Here is a 14556-nt window from a genome sequence, read left to right as displayed (position 1 = left end):
GCAACAGCAGCGCTGTCGCAATAAAGACCGCCCGCACCAGTCGAATGGATTTGGCTCTTTTCTGACGCCGCATCGCTTGTCCCCGGCAGTTCAGCCTTCACGCCGAACCGTTATTACCCACTGAAGTATCATCCTTGTTGCCATCAATAGCAATGAAAGCGCTCACGTTAGGTTAATGCTGCGCGGACAAGATCAGGTTCGGTTTCAGGCACCGTCGCGCTCGCGGACAGCGCGATGGAGATGATCGAATATGTCGGCGAGCACTTGCTTCTGTTCGCTCGTCAGCGCGCTTTGAAGGTCCTCGGAGTAGGCAAGCGCCTTCGGAATGATGTCTTCGTAAAGTGAAATCCCCGCCGGAGCCAGTCTCAGCGCTTGCTCGCGCATGTCGTTCGGATTCTTGTCGCGAGCGATAAAACTGCGCTTTTCCAGCGCTGCAACGGCTCGACTGACCTTGGTCTTGTGCATCGACGTCGCCGTGCTGATATCGCGCGCCGTCATGACTTCGTGCTCACCAAGCGTTGCGATCACGCGCCACTCCGGAATACCGATGCCGTATTTCTCCGCGTAAATTTTCGAAAAGGAGCGGCTGACGGTCTCGGCAAGGTGATTGAGCTGATAGGGCAGGAAGCGGCTGAGTTTCAGAATCGGCCGGTCACTTGCACCGTTCGAAATCGTCCGGGTGTCGGAACCTGTTTTGCGCGACATGATGTATTCCAGCCCTGCAATCTGTCATCCGCCAAATCCCGATGGCAGAAATCCATGCCGTGTTCCGGCCACTTTGTGTCACTAGCAAGTATAACCGATCAAGCTGCGGGTGAAAGACAACCAGCGCTGCTTCGAAAATCGTTCAACATTGGAGCCAAAATTTACACAGAGCTTCGGCTGTCCAAGTCTTGGAGTGGACGAATTGGCGGACCTATCTGTTGATAAATAAGGAATAGTTAAGGAATGCAGGCGTGAAAAATTGCGAATCAGAGATGGAAACTGAGACGCTGCAGTCAACAGGGAAGTGGTGTGTGGCAGTTCGAATATTCCTGGAAGTCAACCAGACAGCTGGCATGAAAGCGAGGCCGCAATGACGGACAATTCGAAAAACTCCGAAAAATCCAAAGGAGCGAATGAACGGTTCGAGGAACTGGGTCGCGGTTGCTACGCCTACAGCTCCGACGGTTGCTCCAGCACGGGGGTCATCGTCGGTGAGCGCGGTGTCCTGATCGTCGATGCCCAGGCAACACCGGAACAGGCCGAGCGGGTGCTGGAGAAAATCCGCACCGTGACGGACAAGCCTGTCAGGCAGGTGGTTCTGACGCACTTCCACGCGGACACTTCGCTAGGGGCGGGCGCATTCGAGGCCGGCGAGACTGTCGCTTCCGACCTGACAAAGCGGATGATGGACACACGCGGTGCGGAAGAAATCCTGGTGGCCCGGGAACGGGTTCCTGATCTCTTTGCCGGGCTGCCGGCATCCACGACCGTAAGTCTTCCGAGCATGACCATCGCGTCGTCGATGTCGATCGATCTGGGTGGCATTGATGTCCGTCTCATGCATCTGGGGCGTGGCCACACCACGGGAGATCTCGTGGTCTGGGTGCCTGGCAGTGCGGTCATGTTCACCGGGGACCTCGTGCAGACATCTGCGGTTCCCTATTGCGGCGATGCCCACCTGTCCGACTGGACCAGAGCGCTTGACCGGATCGCGGCATTCCGTCCCACAACGCTCATGCCAGGCAGAGGCAAGTCCGCCATCGGCGCAACGGCTGTTGCGCAGGCGATTGAAAACACACGCGACTTCGTCACAACCTTGCGGGACGCTGCTGCGGCATGCGTGGAGCAGAATCTCGGGCTTAAAGACACTTTTGCAGCAGTGAGTGACGCGCTGGGTTCACAGTTCGGGTCGAAAGCGGACTTCGAACTCAACCTGCCGATCAATGTTGCCCGCGCCTACGACGAGGCGCTGGGGCTGGACCAGCCGCAAATCTGGACGCGTGAACGATGCGCCGATCTGAGGGATGCTCTGAGTGGGGTCGAACCGATCCCGCAAGCTGTCGAGGAAGACGGCGAAGTGGCGTCAGAGCTTCCTGAAAATCCGGTCGACAGGGCAGCCTCCGAGCTTGTTTCAGACAATGATTTCGCCGCGTCGCTTCTGGAACGCGACGCCGAAGACGCGCAAATTGAGGAAGAGCCGCTTGACCTGTCCTCGGAGGACATCGTCCGGCTTGGCGACGACGAAGCACAGAGCGGTTCGAGCGATGACGAAGACGTCAAGGAAGCGCCTGAGCCGAAAGTCCTTATGGAGGCTGCCCGATAAGCGGGACGCATCCAGTCGGTAACGAAAGCAAACTCGTTGAAACGCATGCCTCCCGGGGCGTGCGTTTTGTTTAGAGGCCTGACGGAAGGCTTGCTTGATTGAACCGGCATCGTCACCACATGTCAGTCCGATCTGCATTCGGAGGTAAATCGATGCGTTTTTCACTTGCCGGAGTTCTCGCGCTCGCTATCGGCATGCTTCTGGCGGCACCGGCTTTTTCGGCTGATGAGCCGGACCTGATATTCAAGAAATCGACCGTCTGGAAGTTTTTGACCCCTGATCACAAACTGGCAACCTACGCCATCGATGATCCCCTTGTGGACGGTGTCGCCTGCCATTTCACAGTCCCGGAAAAGGGCGGTGTATCCGGTTGGCTGGGTGTTGCGGAGGAAGTCTCCGACGTTTCGCTGGCTTGCCGGCAGGTTGGCCCCGTCACCATCAAGGAGAATTTCGAGCAGGGTGAGGAAATGTTTCGCCAGCGGAGGTCGCTGGTTTTCAAGAAGATGCAGATCGTGCGCGGCTGCGATGTGGAGCGGAACGTGCTGGTCTACCTCGTTTATTCGGACAAGCTAATCGAAGGCAGCCCGAAAAACTCCACGTCGACCGTGCCACTCATGCCCTGGGGAGACCAGGCGCCACCCAAATGTGGTGATTACCTGACGGATTGAACGGCTCGGGGGTCTCGAAAAAGTGCACTGGGGTACGGCGCCTAGTCTGCGTCGAGAGTTTCCAGGTGCTTGGCAACAGGTAACTCGGCATCGGCGCAGAAATGCTTGTAGAGCATGGCCATCACGTCTTTGACGGGCTCGCTCGAGAGCCGGTAATAGATCGTTGTGCCTTCCCGGCGGGTCGAGACCAGCCCTTGAGCGCGCAGGAGTGAAAGCTGTTGTGAAACGGTCGGCATCCTCATGCCGGTAGCCTCTGCGAGTTCGCTGACGCAGCGCTCCTCTTCAAGTACGAGGCACATGAGAAGCAGCCTGGGGGCAGATGCCATCATCTTCAGGAAGTCGGCTGCGGATTCTGCCTTGTCTTCGAGAGCTTTATAGTCCATTTGCTGACTTTGCCAAACGCGCGTTGAAACTGCAAGTCTTGGGTAAGACCCGCTGCAAGCGGTCGAAGTTCTCCTAAATCCGGCCCGCTACGGTGACAAGTATGTTGCCGTCACCGCATCCGGTTCCGGTTGCAAGACAGATGCTTTTTTGCTGCAACTCGCCGCCAAAAGCCTTGGTCCCGTCCGTAATGGCAATCAGCGCGGCGAAGGGGCCGCCGAGAACGAGGGCCAGAAAGAGAAGGACAAAAACGCGGTTCAACATCGGGGTCTCCTGAAGGCAATCTGTATCGATTGCCCGGAGACTACGGTTCGGCGCTTGAACTGATACTGAGCGGTGCGTTCAGCGTCCGTTCAGTTTTCTAAATATTTCCAAAAACTGAATAATAACAGTTGCTTGACCGCTAAAGATTCTCCGTCATTGCTTTGCGGAGCGCCTTGAGCAGCACCTCGTCGCGGCTATAGATGTCTTTGCGGAAGTGGGTGGACCCATCCTTGTTCATCCAGGCGGTCAGGTAAGTGAGATGGACCTCGACGGGAACGACTGGCTTGATGACCGTCCGTTTCTGCGTATCCCGAATGCCTTCCCAATGCCCGGGCGTGGAGTTGTTGTCCGCCAGCAGCACATCCGCAAGCGCAAACGGGTTGGACGCCCGGATGCAGCCATGACTGTAGGCGCGTTCGGCGCGCGAGAAGAGAGACTTGGACGGCGTGTCGTGGATGTAGATGTTGAACTCGTTCGGGAACATGAACTTGATGCGCCCGAGAGCGTTGCCGTCGCCCGGATCCTGGCGCAGCCGGAAGGGAAAATTGCCACCAGAATAGCTGTTCCAGGCGACACGCGTTGCCGCCACTTCGTTGCCATCCTGAAACACTCTGATGTTCTGGCGGCTGAGCGCTGACGGGTTCTGTTTCAGCTTCGGCAGATATTCCTTCGTGGCAATCGAATAGGGCACGTTCCAGAACGGATTGATCTCGACATATTCCAACTGGTCGGAAAAGACGGGGGTCGCATGATAGGGTTTGCCGACAACGACCCGTGTTGTGTGGATCGTCTTTCCGTCCCGCACCACCTTCAGGTTCTGATCGGCGAGGTTCACGAAGACATAGAACTCGCCCAGGTAGTCGCGCATCCAGCGCCGGCGCTCCATGTTGAGCTCCATCTGGACGAGTTTGTCCTGAAGGGGGATGTTGAGGCGCGCCAGCGTGTTTTTGCCGATCACGCCGTCGGTTGCCAGACCGTTGTGCTCCTGAAAGATCTTCACCGCTTCGACGATTGCGCCGTCATAGACATCGCCGCTGTGCTCTTCGGCGCCGGGGATATCCTCTTCCATCAGGCGTGCGCGCAGGACAGAGACGCGCGGGTCCGTCATGCCGGGCTTGAGCACTTCACCCTCCGGCACGGAGGTGAAACCGCCGGTTTCCGCTTTCTGCCTGTATTGGGCGAGCCGGCGCTTCAAACGTGCATAATTGTCGGATTGCGGCGCGAGACTGTCGAGAAAGGCGCTGAAATCGACAGATTGTTCTGCGTTTTCAAAAAGGGTCTTCGGCTCCGGCCGGTCCGGAAAGAGGTTCAGGGCCCTGTTGATCTTGTTGGGTTGCACCCGTCCTGAGGACAGATGTGTCGCGTAGCGCAGGAACTGGTTGGAGAGCTCCAGGTCGAATGCTGCCCATTCCGCCGGGGTCTGCGCGGATTCGGTCTGTTGCGCCAGGCCGAGGGGATTGTAGTTGTTGGGATTGAGCGCGTGGTCGTTGGCTTCGGCCATCGCGGCGATTGCCAGGTGCGCGTTTTCCCGCAGGCCGTTCTGATCGAACCACACGGGTGCGTAGACGCGTTCATCGTAGTAGGTCCGCAGTCCTTCCGGAACGGCTTCGGAGATGGACGCCTTTATGGCAATGGCGATCGGGGTCTGAGGTTCAGGGGCGGCATTTTCGACCAAGGGGGCTTGCGTTTCTGATGACTGTGCAAAGACGCTTGCATCAAGGATTGACGCAGCGAACACGAAAGCGCCGGCCAATGCGGCAGCGTTGGAAGCCAGTTTTTTTGAACGCGGCACAAGCATGCGAAATCCCCCTCTGATTCCCTTTGGGTAAAGTCTAGTCGATGTGGGAGGATGCGCCAACGCCGCGCTTTTCCAGGTGCGGCGCAAGTCAAAATGCAGCCTTGACCGCGTGCTGCATTCCGGTCCATAAAGCGCCCATGATGACGGCCACACGGAACATCATTTCGATCACCATTATTTGCAGCTAGCGACACCGCTGGCTGTGGCCGTTCCCTCTTGGCATAACATCTCCTGAGACGGATCGCCCGGTCAGCCGGCCAGGAGACCGTTTGACATGAGCGCCGCTGAGACTGAAAAATCCAGCATATACAAAGGCTTGAAGTTCACCAATACGCTGACCCGCGAAAAGGAAGATTTCCGGGCCATCGATGACGAGAACGTGCGCCTATATGTCTGCGGCCCCACAGTCTACGACTTCGCCCATATCGGAAACGCGCGCCCCGTGATCGTGTTCGACGTGCTTTACCGCCTCCTGCGGCACGTCTATGGACCGGGCCACGTCACCTATGCACGCAACATCACTGATGTGGATGACAAGATCAACGCCCGCGCGTTGCGGGATCATCCGGAGCTGCCGCTCAACGATGCGATCGCCCGGGTCACTCAAAGAACGGCGGATCAGTTCCACAAGGACATTGAGGCGCTGAATGTGCTTCCGCCCGATCATGAGCCGCGGGCGACCCAGCACATTGACGGGATGATCGAAATGATCCGCCTGCTGATCGATAAGGGGCATGCCTACCAGGCCGAGGGAGAGGTGCTCTTCGACACCGCATCCATGCCGGATTACGGCGGCCTCTCCAAACGCAAGCTGGACGAGCAGATCGCTGGTGCGCGCATTGCGGTCGATGCACACAAGAAAAACCCCGGAGACTTCGTGCTCTGGAAGCTTTCGTCCGACGAGGAACCGGGTTGGGAAAGCCCGTGGGGGCGCGGCCGTCCGGGATGGCACATCGAGTGCTCGGTCATGAGCGCGCATCACCTCGGCAAGGTGTTCGACATTCATGGCGGCGGACTTGACCTGATCTTTCCGCACCACGAGAACGAGATTGCACAGTCCTGCTGCGCGAACGACACGAAGACCATGGCCAACTATTGGATGCACAACGGTTTCCTTCAGGTGGAAGGAAAGAAAATGTCCAAGTCGGAAGGCAACTTCTTCACCATCCAGGAACTTCTTGAGACCGAGAATTTCGGCGGCCGGAAGTGGCCGGGTGAGGTCCTGCGTCTTGCCATGCTCATGACGAATTACCGCGAGCCGATCGACTTCTCGGTCCGCAAGCTTGAGGAGGCGGAAAACCTGTTGTCGAAATGGCCGGATTTGGTCGAAACGGACGCGGAGCCGTCGCCCGAGGTTCTGGAAGCGCTGAAGGACGATCTGAACACCTCTGCGGCGATCCAGGCGCTTCACGCGTTGGCCGGTGAGGCTTCGAGAGACAGTGGCAAGATGGAAGTCTATTCCGCGTCTGCAGCGCTCATGGCACTGGGTCCGGTCGCAGCGGACATGAGCGGTATCGACGATGCCGCAATCGAAGCCGCGGTCACGAAACGTCTGGAGGCGCTCAAGGCCAAGGACTGGCCGGAAGCCGACCGGATTCGCGATGAACTGATGTCTCAGGGAATTCTGCTAAAGGATTCAAAAGACTCTGCAACGGGCGAACGGATAACGTCCTGGGAGGTCAAGCGATGAGCGAGACCGAAGCAACCGTCCACACGGGCGGATGCCAGTGCGGCGCGGTTCGCTTTCGCGTCGAGGGCGAACTGGGGACCGCGTCGATCTGCCATTGTCGCATGTGCCAGAAGGCCTTCGGCTCCCTTTACGCGCCGCTCGTCGGCATTCGCGCGCCCGCAACGCTGATCTGGACGAGGGGAGAGCCGAAGCGCTTCCAAAGTTCAAATCACGTGGCCCGTGGCTTCTGCCCTGAGTGTGGGACGCCGCTGACCTATGAAGCTCCCGGAGACGTCGGCATTGCGATCGGCGCCTTCGACAATCCGCACGGGATCGCTCCGGTGATCCAATACGGCGTTGAAGGCAAGCTGCCTTACACCGACGCCATGGCGGCGATTCCCGAGCGCCGGACCGAGGAAGACGTTGAGACGGCTGTCTTCCTGGACACAATTGTATCCAACCAGCATCCCGATCACGACACCGAAACCTGGCCTGCGATCCAGTCCGCCGCGCCGGTCTCGCCTGAAAAAACAAAATAGCCAGTCGAATGACGGCGAGGAAACACCCATGACCAAGGAACGCCTCTATCTGTTTGACACGACGCTGCGCGACGGCGCCCAAACCAGCGGGATCGACTTTTCGGTAAACGAGAAGATCGTGATTGCGGAGCTCCTGGAACGTCTCGGGGTCGACTATGTCGAAGGCGGGTATCCGGGCGCAAATCCCGGCGACACGGAGTTCTTCAGCCGGAAACGGACCCAAAAGGCCCTTTTCACGGCCTTTGGCATGACCAAACGGGTCGGCCGGTCCGCGTCCAACGATCCGGGATTGCAACAGGTGCTTGCGAGCAAGTCGGATGCCTGCTGCTTTGTGGCGAAGGCCTGGGACTATCACGTCGAGATCGCCCTGGGCTGCACGAACGAGGAAAACCTCGAGTCGATCCACGACACGGTTGAAGCAGCGGTGGCTGCCGGCAAGGAGGCCATGATCGACTGCGAGCACTTCTTCGACGGGTACAAGGCAAATCCGGACTATGCCCTCGATTGCGCCCGAACGGCCTATCAGGCCGGGGCGCGATGGGTCGTGCTGTGCGACACCAACGGCGGAACGCTGCCGGACGAGGTCTACCATATCGTTTCCAAGGTGCAGGACGTGGTTCCCGGAACGCATCTGGGCATTCACACCCATGACGACACAGGGCAGGCGGTTGCCAATTCGCTTGCGGCAGTCGATGCCGGTGTGCGCCAGATCCAGGGAACGCTGAACGGGCTGGGGGAACGTTGCGGCAACGCCAATCTGGTCACTCTGATCCCGACGCTGAAGCTGAAGAAAGCGTTCTCGGAACGGTTCGAGATCGGCGTCGGCGACGAACAACTCGAGGACATCACCTCCGTCTCGCATGCGTTCGACGAGATCCTCAACCGTTCGCCCGACCGGCAAGCGCCTTATGTCGGGGAAACCGCATTTGCCACCAAGGCGGGGATCCACGCCTCTGCGATCCTGAAGGACCCCCAGACCTACGAACATGTCGCACCGGAAGTCGTCGGAAACCAGCGGCGTGTGCTTGTTTCCGATCAGGCGGGCAAGAGCAATCTGCTCGGCGAGTTGTCTCGTGTCGGCATCTTGGTCGACAAGGCGGATCCGAAACTCGACCGGCTGCTTGCTCTGGTGAAAGAAAGGGAGTCCGAGGGCTACGCCTACGAGGCCGCGGATGCATCGTTCGAGTTGCTGGCGCGGCGCGAACTCGGAGAAGTTCCGCGCTATTTCGAGGTCAGCTCGTTCAAGGTCATGGTTGAGCGCCGGTTCAACGCGATCGGTGATCTCATCACCGTTTCGGAGGCGGTCGTCAAGGTCGACATTGAGGGCGAAACCCGCATGTCGGTCGCCGAGGGCAATGGCCCGGTGAACGCACTCGACATGGCGTTGCGCAAGGATCTCGGCAAATATCAGGAGGCGATCGCGGGGCTGGAACTGGTCGACTACAAGGTGCGTATCCTGAACGGTGGCACGGGCGCGGTCACCCGTGTACTGATAGAAAGTCACGACGCCCGCACGCAGCGCCGCTGGTTTACGATCGGCGTGTCTCCAAACATTGTCGACGCGTCCTTCCAGGCACTGGTCGATTCAATCACATTCGCTTTGTTGAAGGCGGACAGCGTCTGATACTCCGGACGCGGGAAAGGCAAACCACATGTCTCAGCCGGTCTCTGAAGCCGAGGCACAGGCGGAGTTTCGCCAAGGCCTGCTTTTCGGGCTTGCAGCCTATGTCATGTGGGGCTTTTTTCCGGCCTACTACAAGCTTACCGATTCCGTGCCCGCCGATATCGTCGTATCGCATCGAATCGTGTGGTCGGTCCTGTTTGTGGGCCTTTTTCTTTATCTGCGCGGGCGTTGGCATGAAGTCGGTGATGCACTGAGGCAGCCGGCAGTTCTTGTGCGATTGATGGCATCGTCAACCCTGATCGGGGTGAACTGGCTGGTTTTCGTCTGGGCCATCGAACAGGAGCGTGTCCTCGACGTTTCGCTCGGATACTTCATCAACCCGCTGGTGAGTATTCTGGTCGGACTTGTTGTGCTGCGCGAACGGCTCTCGAAAGGGCAGGGAATTGCCGTCGGTGTTGCTGCCGTTGCGGTTCTGATACAGGCGGTACTGGCCGGAGGTGTTCCCTGGGTTTCGCTGATCCTGGCCTTCAGCTTCGCCGGATACGGTTATGTTCGCAAGGTTACGCCGGTCAAGGCGACGCCGGGAATGTTCGTTGAGACCCTTTTGCTGTTTCCGCTGGCAGCGGGCTACCTCCTTTACAGTCTCGGCGAGGGGGCCGATGCACTGGTTCTGCACGACGTACCGGTCCTGATTGCCCTTATCGGTACCGGCATCGTGACGGCGCTGCCGCTGACACTGTTCTCAGCGGCCGCGCGCAGGCTTCCACTGTTCATGCTGGGCCTGATGCAGTATCTCGCGCCGTCTCTTCATTTTCTGATGGCGGTTTATGTATGGAACGAGCCGCTCGATCAGGCGAAACTGCTCACTTTCGCAATGATCTGGGCAGCGTTGGCAGTGTTCACGTTTGACAGCTGGAAGCGTTACAGAGCTGTGCACTGAGAAGTTGGTCCTGACGCACCAGGGTCAGGACTCATTAATTTTGTTGAATTGGCGCAGCAAACGGCGATGAGCTGCAAGGAAAAGCGCGACAAGCGGGCTTCCTGCCCGGTTGAGCGGTTTGACGGTGCGGATCGAAGCCGTTTTTGCGTCCTGGAGGGATAGGGTAAATTTGCCCGGCAACGTCGTTGCAAATCTTTGGAAACCGGATGGTTTCCTGCAGCTTTGCGCCTCGTATCCGAACAAATTCATCCCTACCAATTCATCCAAATTAATGAGTCCTGACCCTAGATGCTTCGCCCCGCGCGCTTGGCGGAATAAAGATTTAGGTCCGCCGCCTTCAGGCTCTCCGACAGGTCGCCACCGACCAGCGGGGCCATGCCGATGCTCGTTCTGATGTTGAGCTTTTGCCCTCTATGCTCGACCGGCGTCGTTTGAACATCCTCCAGAAGGGCTGCCAGGCGGTCGTTGGCGGCCTGTTCCGACTGGTTGCGCAGCAGCACACAGAACTCGTCGCCGCCGAGGCGGATGGCAAAATCGTCATTGCTGGCGAATCTGGATAGACGCCGCGCGAAGCTCTTCAGGACCGCGTCGCCGAAATCGTGTCCGTGATTGTCGTTGACACTCTTGAAGGCGTCGAGATCCATGACAACAAGCCAGTTTTTCGTCCCCGCGTCCGGAACCCAGGACTGGATCGTTTTCACCTGATCCTCCAGAAGAAATCGCCGATTGTAAAGGCCCGTCAGCGCATCCCTCATGGCAAGGTTGTTCAGCTCCTTGATGCGGTAGATATAGGCGAGGTTCTGCGAGATTCTCAGCAGGAGTTCCTCAGGTGAGCAGTTCTTGTCGACAAAGTCCGCCGCGCCGTATTTCAGAAAGCGGACCCTGTTGTCGGAATTCGTGATGGCCGACATGCCGATAATGCCGACCTGTTCCCGGCTGTGGTTGCGCCTGACCGCTTTTAGAAATGCAAACCCGTCCTTGCCGGGCAGAAAATAGTCCGCAAGAACAAGCTTGATGTCGTCGTTTTCCTTCAGGCACTTGAGCGCTTCGTCCGTGCTTGCAGCCTGGTAGACCTTGTACCTGTGCTTGGAAACGACTTGCGCAATCGATTGTCTTTCGACGGTCGCGTCGTCGAGGACGAGGATGCCGATACCGGGGTTTTTCGCGAGGCGCCGGATCAGGTCTGCGACGTAATCAAGACTTCCGGGAGAGTCTTTCAGAACGTAGTCGATGACGCCCTTCTGCAGCATTTTCTTGCGGATTTTCGGGTCGAACCGGCTCGTGAACACGATCGTCGGGATGTTCCACTTGTCACACAAGTCGACAATCTCGCCGTCCGGCGCATCGGGCAAGGTCAGGTCGACAAGCGCAAGGTCCGGTTCGCCGATGGGAAGATTGAGGCAGCTTTCCGCCTCGGCGTAGTTGCGCGCAACCATGATTTGATACCGACCGACGTCATGCAATTTCTTGACGATCGCCTTTTCGAAAAACGATGCGTCTTCAACGAGGAGGGTGGTCTGCATGGGAACGTCCGGTGCGGGCGGGTTTTAAGGAGTTTACTCTTGCGGATGGAGAGCTGCAACTTCCGGTACGGTAGGCGTGAATGGATATGGCTCGGCGTGTGTTTGCGCGTTGAGGACCTGAAGCCCGCAAGGCAAATGGTCAGCACTCGTCAGAAATCCGACACCTGCGCAACCGCGCCTGTCTGTTCCGGTGCCCGCCCTGCCACGGATGCCCGCAGCATAGGCAGGATATCCTCGACTTTCTTTGCAACCAGGTAGGGAACCTCGGTATCCGGCCTGATGTAGCCTTGAGCGCGCATGTGATCCAGGAGTTCCAGCAGGGGCGACCAGAAACCATTTATGTTTGCCAGGGCGACCGGCTTCTTGTGCTGGCCGAGTTGCGCCCAGGTCATCATCTCAACGGCTTCTTCGAGCGTGCCGATGCCGCCAGGCAACGCGATAAACGCGTCGGATTTCTGAAACATCAGGTGTTTGCGCTCATGCATGTCCTCGGTGATGACGAGGTCTTCCAGCGTTTCCAGCATGACTTCGCGCTTTTCCAGGAACCTCGGGATGATTCCGGTCACCGCTCCCCCCGATTCGAGAGCAGCATTCGCGACCGTTCCCATCAGACCGACGGAACCGCCGCCGTAAACCAGACGCAGTCCCGCTTCGGCGATGATCTGGCCAAGCCGTGTTGCAGCCGCTTCATGCGCCGGGTCCGATCCGAAGCTGGAACCGCAATAGACACAGACGCTTGTAAGTTGATTTTGAGAAACCGTATTCATGACGCAAAGATGTGGCATTCAGATCGCCCAAAGGTCAAGCATTCTGTTTTGAGACCTTTGGGAAACAAGCGGGATTTCTTGCCGTGCCCTCAAAAGGGGGCTATGGAATGATAGCTAACTAAATGTGACAGGGGCAGATGCTGCGCCAGACCACGATCTGCATTTGACGCAGTGCGGCATGCGCGCAAGCCTTCTGACGGGAAAACAATGAACAAGAACAATTTGGTCCGCACTGCAGTTGTTGCGGTACCGCTCGCGATAGCGGCGATCGCTGGCGCCTATTTTTATAAGGAAGTCTTCTTCGCGCCGGAGCCGGAAACTGCTGATACCGCGCAGAAGCCGACGAACACGGAAGCCAAGTCCGAAAAGAAAGAGGTGCAGGCCTCTGCGCCGGCCGGGGACGATGCCGGAAAGGTGCCGGGCACCGAGGAAACGGCTGCAAAGCCTCAGCAGGCCGAGGCTGAGCCCGACGCAGTTCCGGTCCCGCCGGTTAAGGGACCGAGCTTCGATGTTGTCGGTGTCGAACCCACGGGTGAAACCGTGGTTGCCGGCCGGTCTGACGCCGGTGCAATGGTCGCCCTGACCGCCAATGGCGAAGTTGTCGGCAAGAGCATTGCCAACCAGGCGGGTGAGTGGACAATTATTCTCGAAGAGCCGCTCAAGCCCGGAAACTATGATGTCGGTCTCGAAGTGCACGACGAGAAGGGCGCCTCGATCGAGGAGTCCGAACAGCGTCTGATCGTCTCCGTCCCCGAAGGCGGCAAAGAGCAGCCGCTCGTGGTTCTGAACTCGCCGGATGCCCCCTCAAATGTCCTGCAGAAACCGGAAACAGATGAGTTGATCGCGCAACTCCCGGCTCAACAGGATGCCGGACAAGCCGCAGCAGGCGCCGAAGGAGCACAACAGGACGAAGCAGTTGTCGCCGCATTGCCGGCCGATGCAGCCGGCGGTGCAGTTGTGGAGGGGTCTTCTTCGACCGGCCAATCTACGCAGACGGAAACAGCCGCCGCGCCGTCGCCGGCACAGGAAACGGCATCACAGTCACAGCAAGCCGCTGGAAGCTCTGAGAATGTTCCTGCACCTGCCGCGACAGCAGGTGCACCGGAAACGGACGGTACCACGGAAACGGCTGCATTGACCCGGGATGAAATCGCATCGCCTTCAACTGATACCAGCGCACAGGCCTCGGATCAGGCGGGTACTGGTACTGCCCAGACCGGTCAGTCCGTCGCGGGTGTGCAGCCCGGTGCTGACGCCCAAAAGCCTGAGGGCACGGTTGGTGGAACACAGACAGCGGCTGGCGAGGTCAGCGGCAACGGCGTTCGGCAACAGCCGGAAACGCAAGCTGCAATTGGCGCGACGGCGCAGCAACAACAGCAAGCCGCAGCAAATTCCGAACCCTCCATCACAGTGGAAGCCGTCGAATCCGAACCGGACAAGGTGTATGTCGCCGGAACCGGAAAACCGGGGTCTTCGGTGCGCGTCTATGTCGGTGAAGACTACCAGGGTGAAGCCAAGGTCAATTCCAGCGGCAGGTGGCTGGTGCAGGGAACCAAGAATGTCCCGGAAGGAAATGTCGAAGTTCGCGCGGACCTGATCGCACCGGACGGTGACACGGTCGATGCGCGCGCCGCCGTAACCTTTGAAAAGGAACAGGACAAGCAGATCGTCCTGACCAAAGTGGTCGCCACAGGATCGGGAAGCGGGCAGGGAAGCCAGGGCGCCGATGTCCAGAAGTCGCTTCCGGTGGTCATCATCCGCAAGGGTGACAATCTCTGGCGCATCTCGCGGCGCCTGTATGGTGATGGTGTGCGCTACACCACGATCTACCAGGCGAACCAGGACCAGATCAGGGACCCTGACTTGATTTATCCGGGCCAGGTCTTTCTCACACCCGAGGGAGACGTGAACTGGCCGGATCGTGAACAGGACTCCTCCAACAGGGGCTGACGGAAAACCCAGCCTGTTGAAATGTGGCGGGGTCCTTCGGGTTGCCTGCCAAATTCCCTTGCGCCACTTGCTTTTTCACAAATTCATCGCATATCTACGATGAAATACGGTTTCGTGAAAAAGGG

General features: G+C 58.4%; 14 protein-coding genes. 7 read left to right on the top strand and 7 right to left on the bottom strand.

Annotation, left to right across the window (positions count from 1 at the left end; all coding sequences use genetic code 11):
• Positions 1-204: 204 nt before the first annotated feature.
• The gene (locus RDA78_RS24650) at positions 205-705 is read right to left on the bottom strand and encodes a MarR family winged helix-turn-helix transcriptional regulator (RefSeq protein ID WP_434052404.1); all 501 of its coding nucleotides are present in this window, start codon (positions 703-705) and stop codon (positions 205-207) included.
• Positions 706-1075: 370 nt separating this feature from the next.
• Here RDA78_RS24650 and RDA78_RS24645 point away from each other — a divergent pair, with 370 nt between their 5' ends.
• Together RDA78_RS24645 and RDA78_RS24640 are read left to right on the top strand one after the other, a co-directional pair.
• Positions 1076-2308 carry an MBL fold metallo-hydrolase gene (locus RDA78_RS24645; protein ID WP_434052403.1) on the top strand — a complete coding sequence of 411 codons (1233 nt, stop codon included), beginning with the start codon at positions 1076-1078 and terminating at the stop codon, positions 2306-2308.
• Between the two features lie 152 nt (positions 2309-2460).
• Complete coding sequence (locus RDA78_RS24640; protein ID WP_434052402.1) at positions 2461-2976, top strand: CreA family protein; 516 nt, start codon at positions 2461-2463, stop codon at positions 2974-2976.
• 41 nt (positions 2977-3017) lie between these two features.
• Here RDA78_RS24640 and RDA78_RS24635 read toward each other — a convergent pair whose 3' ends face one another.
• The 3 genes from RDA78_RS24635 to RDA78_RS24625 form a co-directional block, all read right to left on the bottom strand.
• Positions 3018-3359 carry an ArsR/SmtB family transcription factor gene (locus RDA78_RS24635; protein WP_434052401.1) on the bottom strand — a complete coding sequence of 114 codons (342 nt, stop codon included), beginning with the start codon at positions 3357-3359 and terminating at the stop codon, positions 3018-3020.
• Positions 3360-3432: 73 nt separating this feature from the next.
• Positions 3433-3621: a sugar transporter gene (locus RDA78_RS24630; protein ID WP_434052400.1), complete on the bottom strand. Its 189-nt coding sequence runs from the start codon at positions 3619-3621 to the stop codon at positions 3433-3435.
• 139 nt (positions 3622-3760) lie between these two features.
• The gene (locus tag RDA78_RS24625) at positions 3761-5419 is read right to left on the bottom strand and encodes a L,D-transpeptidase family protein (RefSeq protein WP_434052399.1); all 1659 of its coding nucleotides are present in this window, start codon (positions 5417-5419) and stop codon (positions 3761-3763) included.
• A 274-nt stretch (positions 5420-5693) separates the two neighbouring features.
• Between RDA78_RS24625 and cysS the strand changes: the two genes are divergently transcribed.
• From cysS to rarD, 4 genes are read left to right on the top strand one after another with little or no spacing between them, the layout of a single operon-like run.
• Complete coding sequence (gene cysS, locus RDA78_RS24620) at positions 5694-7109, top strand: cysteine--tRNA ligase (protein WP_434052398.1); 1416 nt, start codon at positions 5694-5696, stop codon at positions 7107-7109.
• The gene (locus RDA78_RS24615; protein ID WP_434052397.1) at positions 7106-7627 is read left to right on the top strand and encodes a GFA family protein; all 522 of its coding nucleotides are present in this window, start codon (positions 7106-7108) and stop codon (positions 7625-7627) included. The genes cysS and RDA78_RS24615 overlap by 4 nt, the downstream gene beginning before the upstream one ends.
• A 28-nt stretch (positions 7628-7655) precedes the next feature.
• The gene (gene cimA / locus RDA78_RS24610) at positions 7656-9251 is read left to right on the top strand and encodes a citramalate synthase (RefSeq protein ID WP_434052396.1); all 1596 of its coding nucleotides are present in this window, start codon (positions 7656-7658) and stop codon (positions 9249-9251) included.
• A gap of 28 nt (positions 9252-9279) precedes the next feature.
• Entirely contained in the window at positions 9280-10191 is a 912-nt protein-coding gene (gene rarD / locus RDA78_RS24605; protein ID WP_434052395.1) for an EamA family transporter RarD, read from the top strand.
• Positions 10192-10215: 24 nt separating this feature from the next.
• Here the strand turns inward: rarD and RDA78_RS24600 are convergent, their stop codons facing one another.
• The 3 genes from RDA78_RS24600 to RDA78_RS24590 all read right to left on the bottom strand — a co-directional run bounded on the left by RDA78_RS24600 (position 10216) and on the right by RDA78_RS24590 (position 12499).
• Complete coding sequence (locus RDA78_RS24600; RefSeq protein WP_434052394.1) at positions 10216-10458, bottom strand: hypothetical protein; 243 nt, start codon at positions 10456-10458, stop codon at positions 10216-10218.
• Between the two features lie 17 nt (positions 10459-10475).
• A complete protein-coding gene (locus RDA78_RS24595) occupies positions 10476-11714 on the bottom strand; it encodes a GGDEF domain-containing response regulator (RefSeq protein WP_434052393.1) in 1239 nt (412 codons plus the stop codon).
• Between the two features lie 149 nt (positions 11715-11863).
• Entirely contained in the window at positions 11864-12499 is a 636-nt protein-coding gene (locus tag RDA78_RS24590) for a TIGR00730 family Rossman fold protein (RefSeq protein WP_434052392.1), read from the bottom strand.
• A 189-nt stretch (positions 12500-12688) separates the two neighbouring features.
• Between RDA78_RS24590 and RDA78_RS24585 the strand changes: the two genes are divergently transcribed.
• Entirely contained in the window at positions 12689-14431 is a 1743-nt protein-coding gene (locus tag RDA78_RS24585) for a LysM peptidoglycan-binding domain-containing protein (RefSeq protein ID WP_434052391.1), read from the top strand.
• Positions 14432-14556 lie beyond the last annotated feature (125 nt).

Source organism: Roseibium sp., assembly GCF_051016195.1.
Classification (GTDB): Bacteria; Pseudomonadota; Alphaproteobacteria; order Rhizobiales; family Stappiaceae; genus Roseibium.
The sequence above is the reverse complement of the archived record's forward strand: the minus strand, read 5'-3'. Positions and strand labels throughout refer to the sequence as shown.

Bases quoted from the DNA above. Each gene is read 5' to 3' on its own strand.
- RDA78_RS24650 (WP_434052404.1), bottom strand. From the start codon at position 705: ATGTCGCGCAAAACAGGTTCCGACACCCGGACGATTTCGAACGGTGCA.
- RDA78_RS24645 (WP_434052403.1), top strand. From the start codon at position 1,076: ATGACGGACAATTCGAAAAACTCCGAAAAATCCAAAGGAGCGAATGAA.
- RDA78_RS24640 (WP_434052402.1), top strand. From the start codon at position 2,461: ATGCGTTTTTCACTTGCCGGAGTTCTCGCGCTCGCTATCGGCATGCTT.
- RDA78_RS24635 (WP_434052401.1), bottom strand. From the start codon at position 3,359: ATGGACTATAAAGCTCTCGAAGACAAGGCAGAATCCGCAGCCGACTTC.
- RDA78_RS24630 (WP_434052400.1), bottom strand. From the start codon at position 3,621: ATGTTGAACCGCGTTTTTGTCCTTCTCTTTCTGGCCCTCGTTCTCGGC.
- RDA78_RS24625 (WP_434052399.1), bottom strand. From the start codon at position 5,419: ATGCTTGTGCCGCGTTCAAAAAAACTGGCTTCCAACGCTGCCGCATTG.
- cysS (WP_434052398.1), top strand. From the start codon at position 5,694: ATGAGCGCCGCTGAGACTGAAAAATCCAGCATATACAAAGGCTTGAAG.
- RDA78_RS24615 (WP_434052397.1), top strand. From the start codon at position 7,106: ATGAGCGAGACCGAAGCAACCGTCCACACGGGCGGATGCCAGTGCGGC.
- cimA (WP_434052396.1), top strand. From the start codon at position 7,656: ATGACCAAGGAACGCCTCTATCTGTTTGACACGACGCTGCGCGACGGC.
- rarD (WP_434052395.1), top strand. From the start codon at position 9,280: ATGTCTCAGCCGGTCTCTGAAGCCGAGGCACAGGCGGAGTTTCGCCAA.
- RDA78_RS24595 (WP_434052393.1), bottom strand. From the start codon at position 11,714: ATGCAGACCACCCTCCTCGTTGAAGACGCATCGTTTTTCGAAAAGGCG.
- RDA78_RS24590 (WP_434052392.1), bottom strand. From the start codon at position 12,499: ATGCCACATCTTTGCGTCATGAATACGGTTTCTCAAAATCAACTTACA.
- RDA78_RS24585 (WP_434052391.1), top strand. From the start codon at position 12,689: ATGAACAAGAACAATTTGGTCCGCACTGCAGTTGTTGCGGTACCGCTC.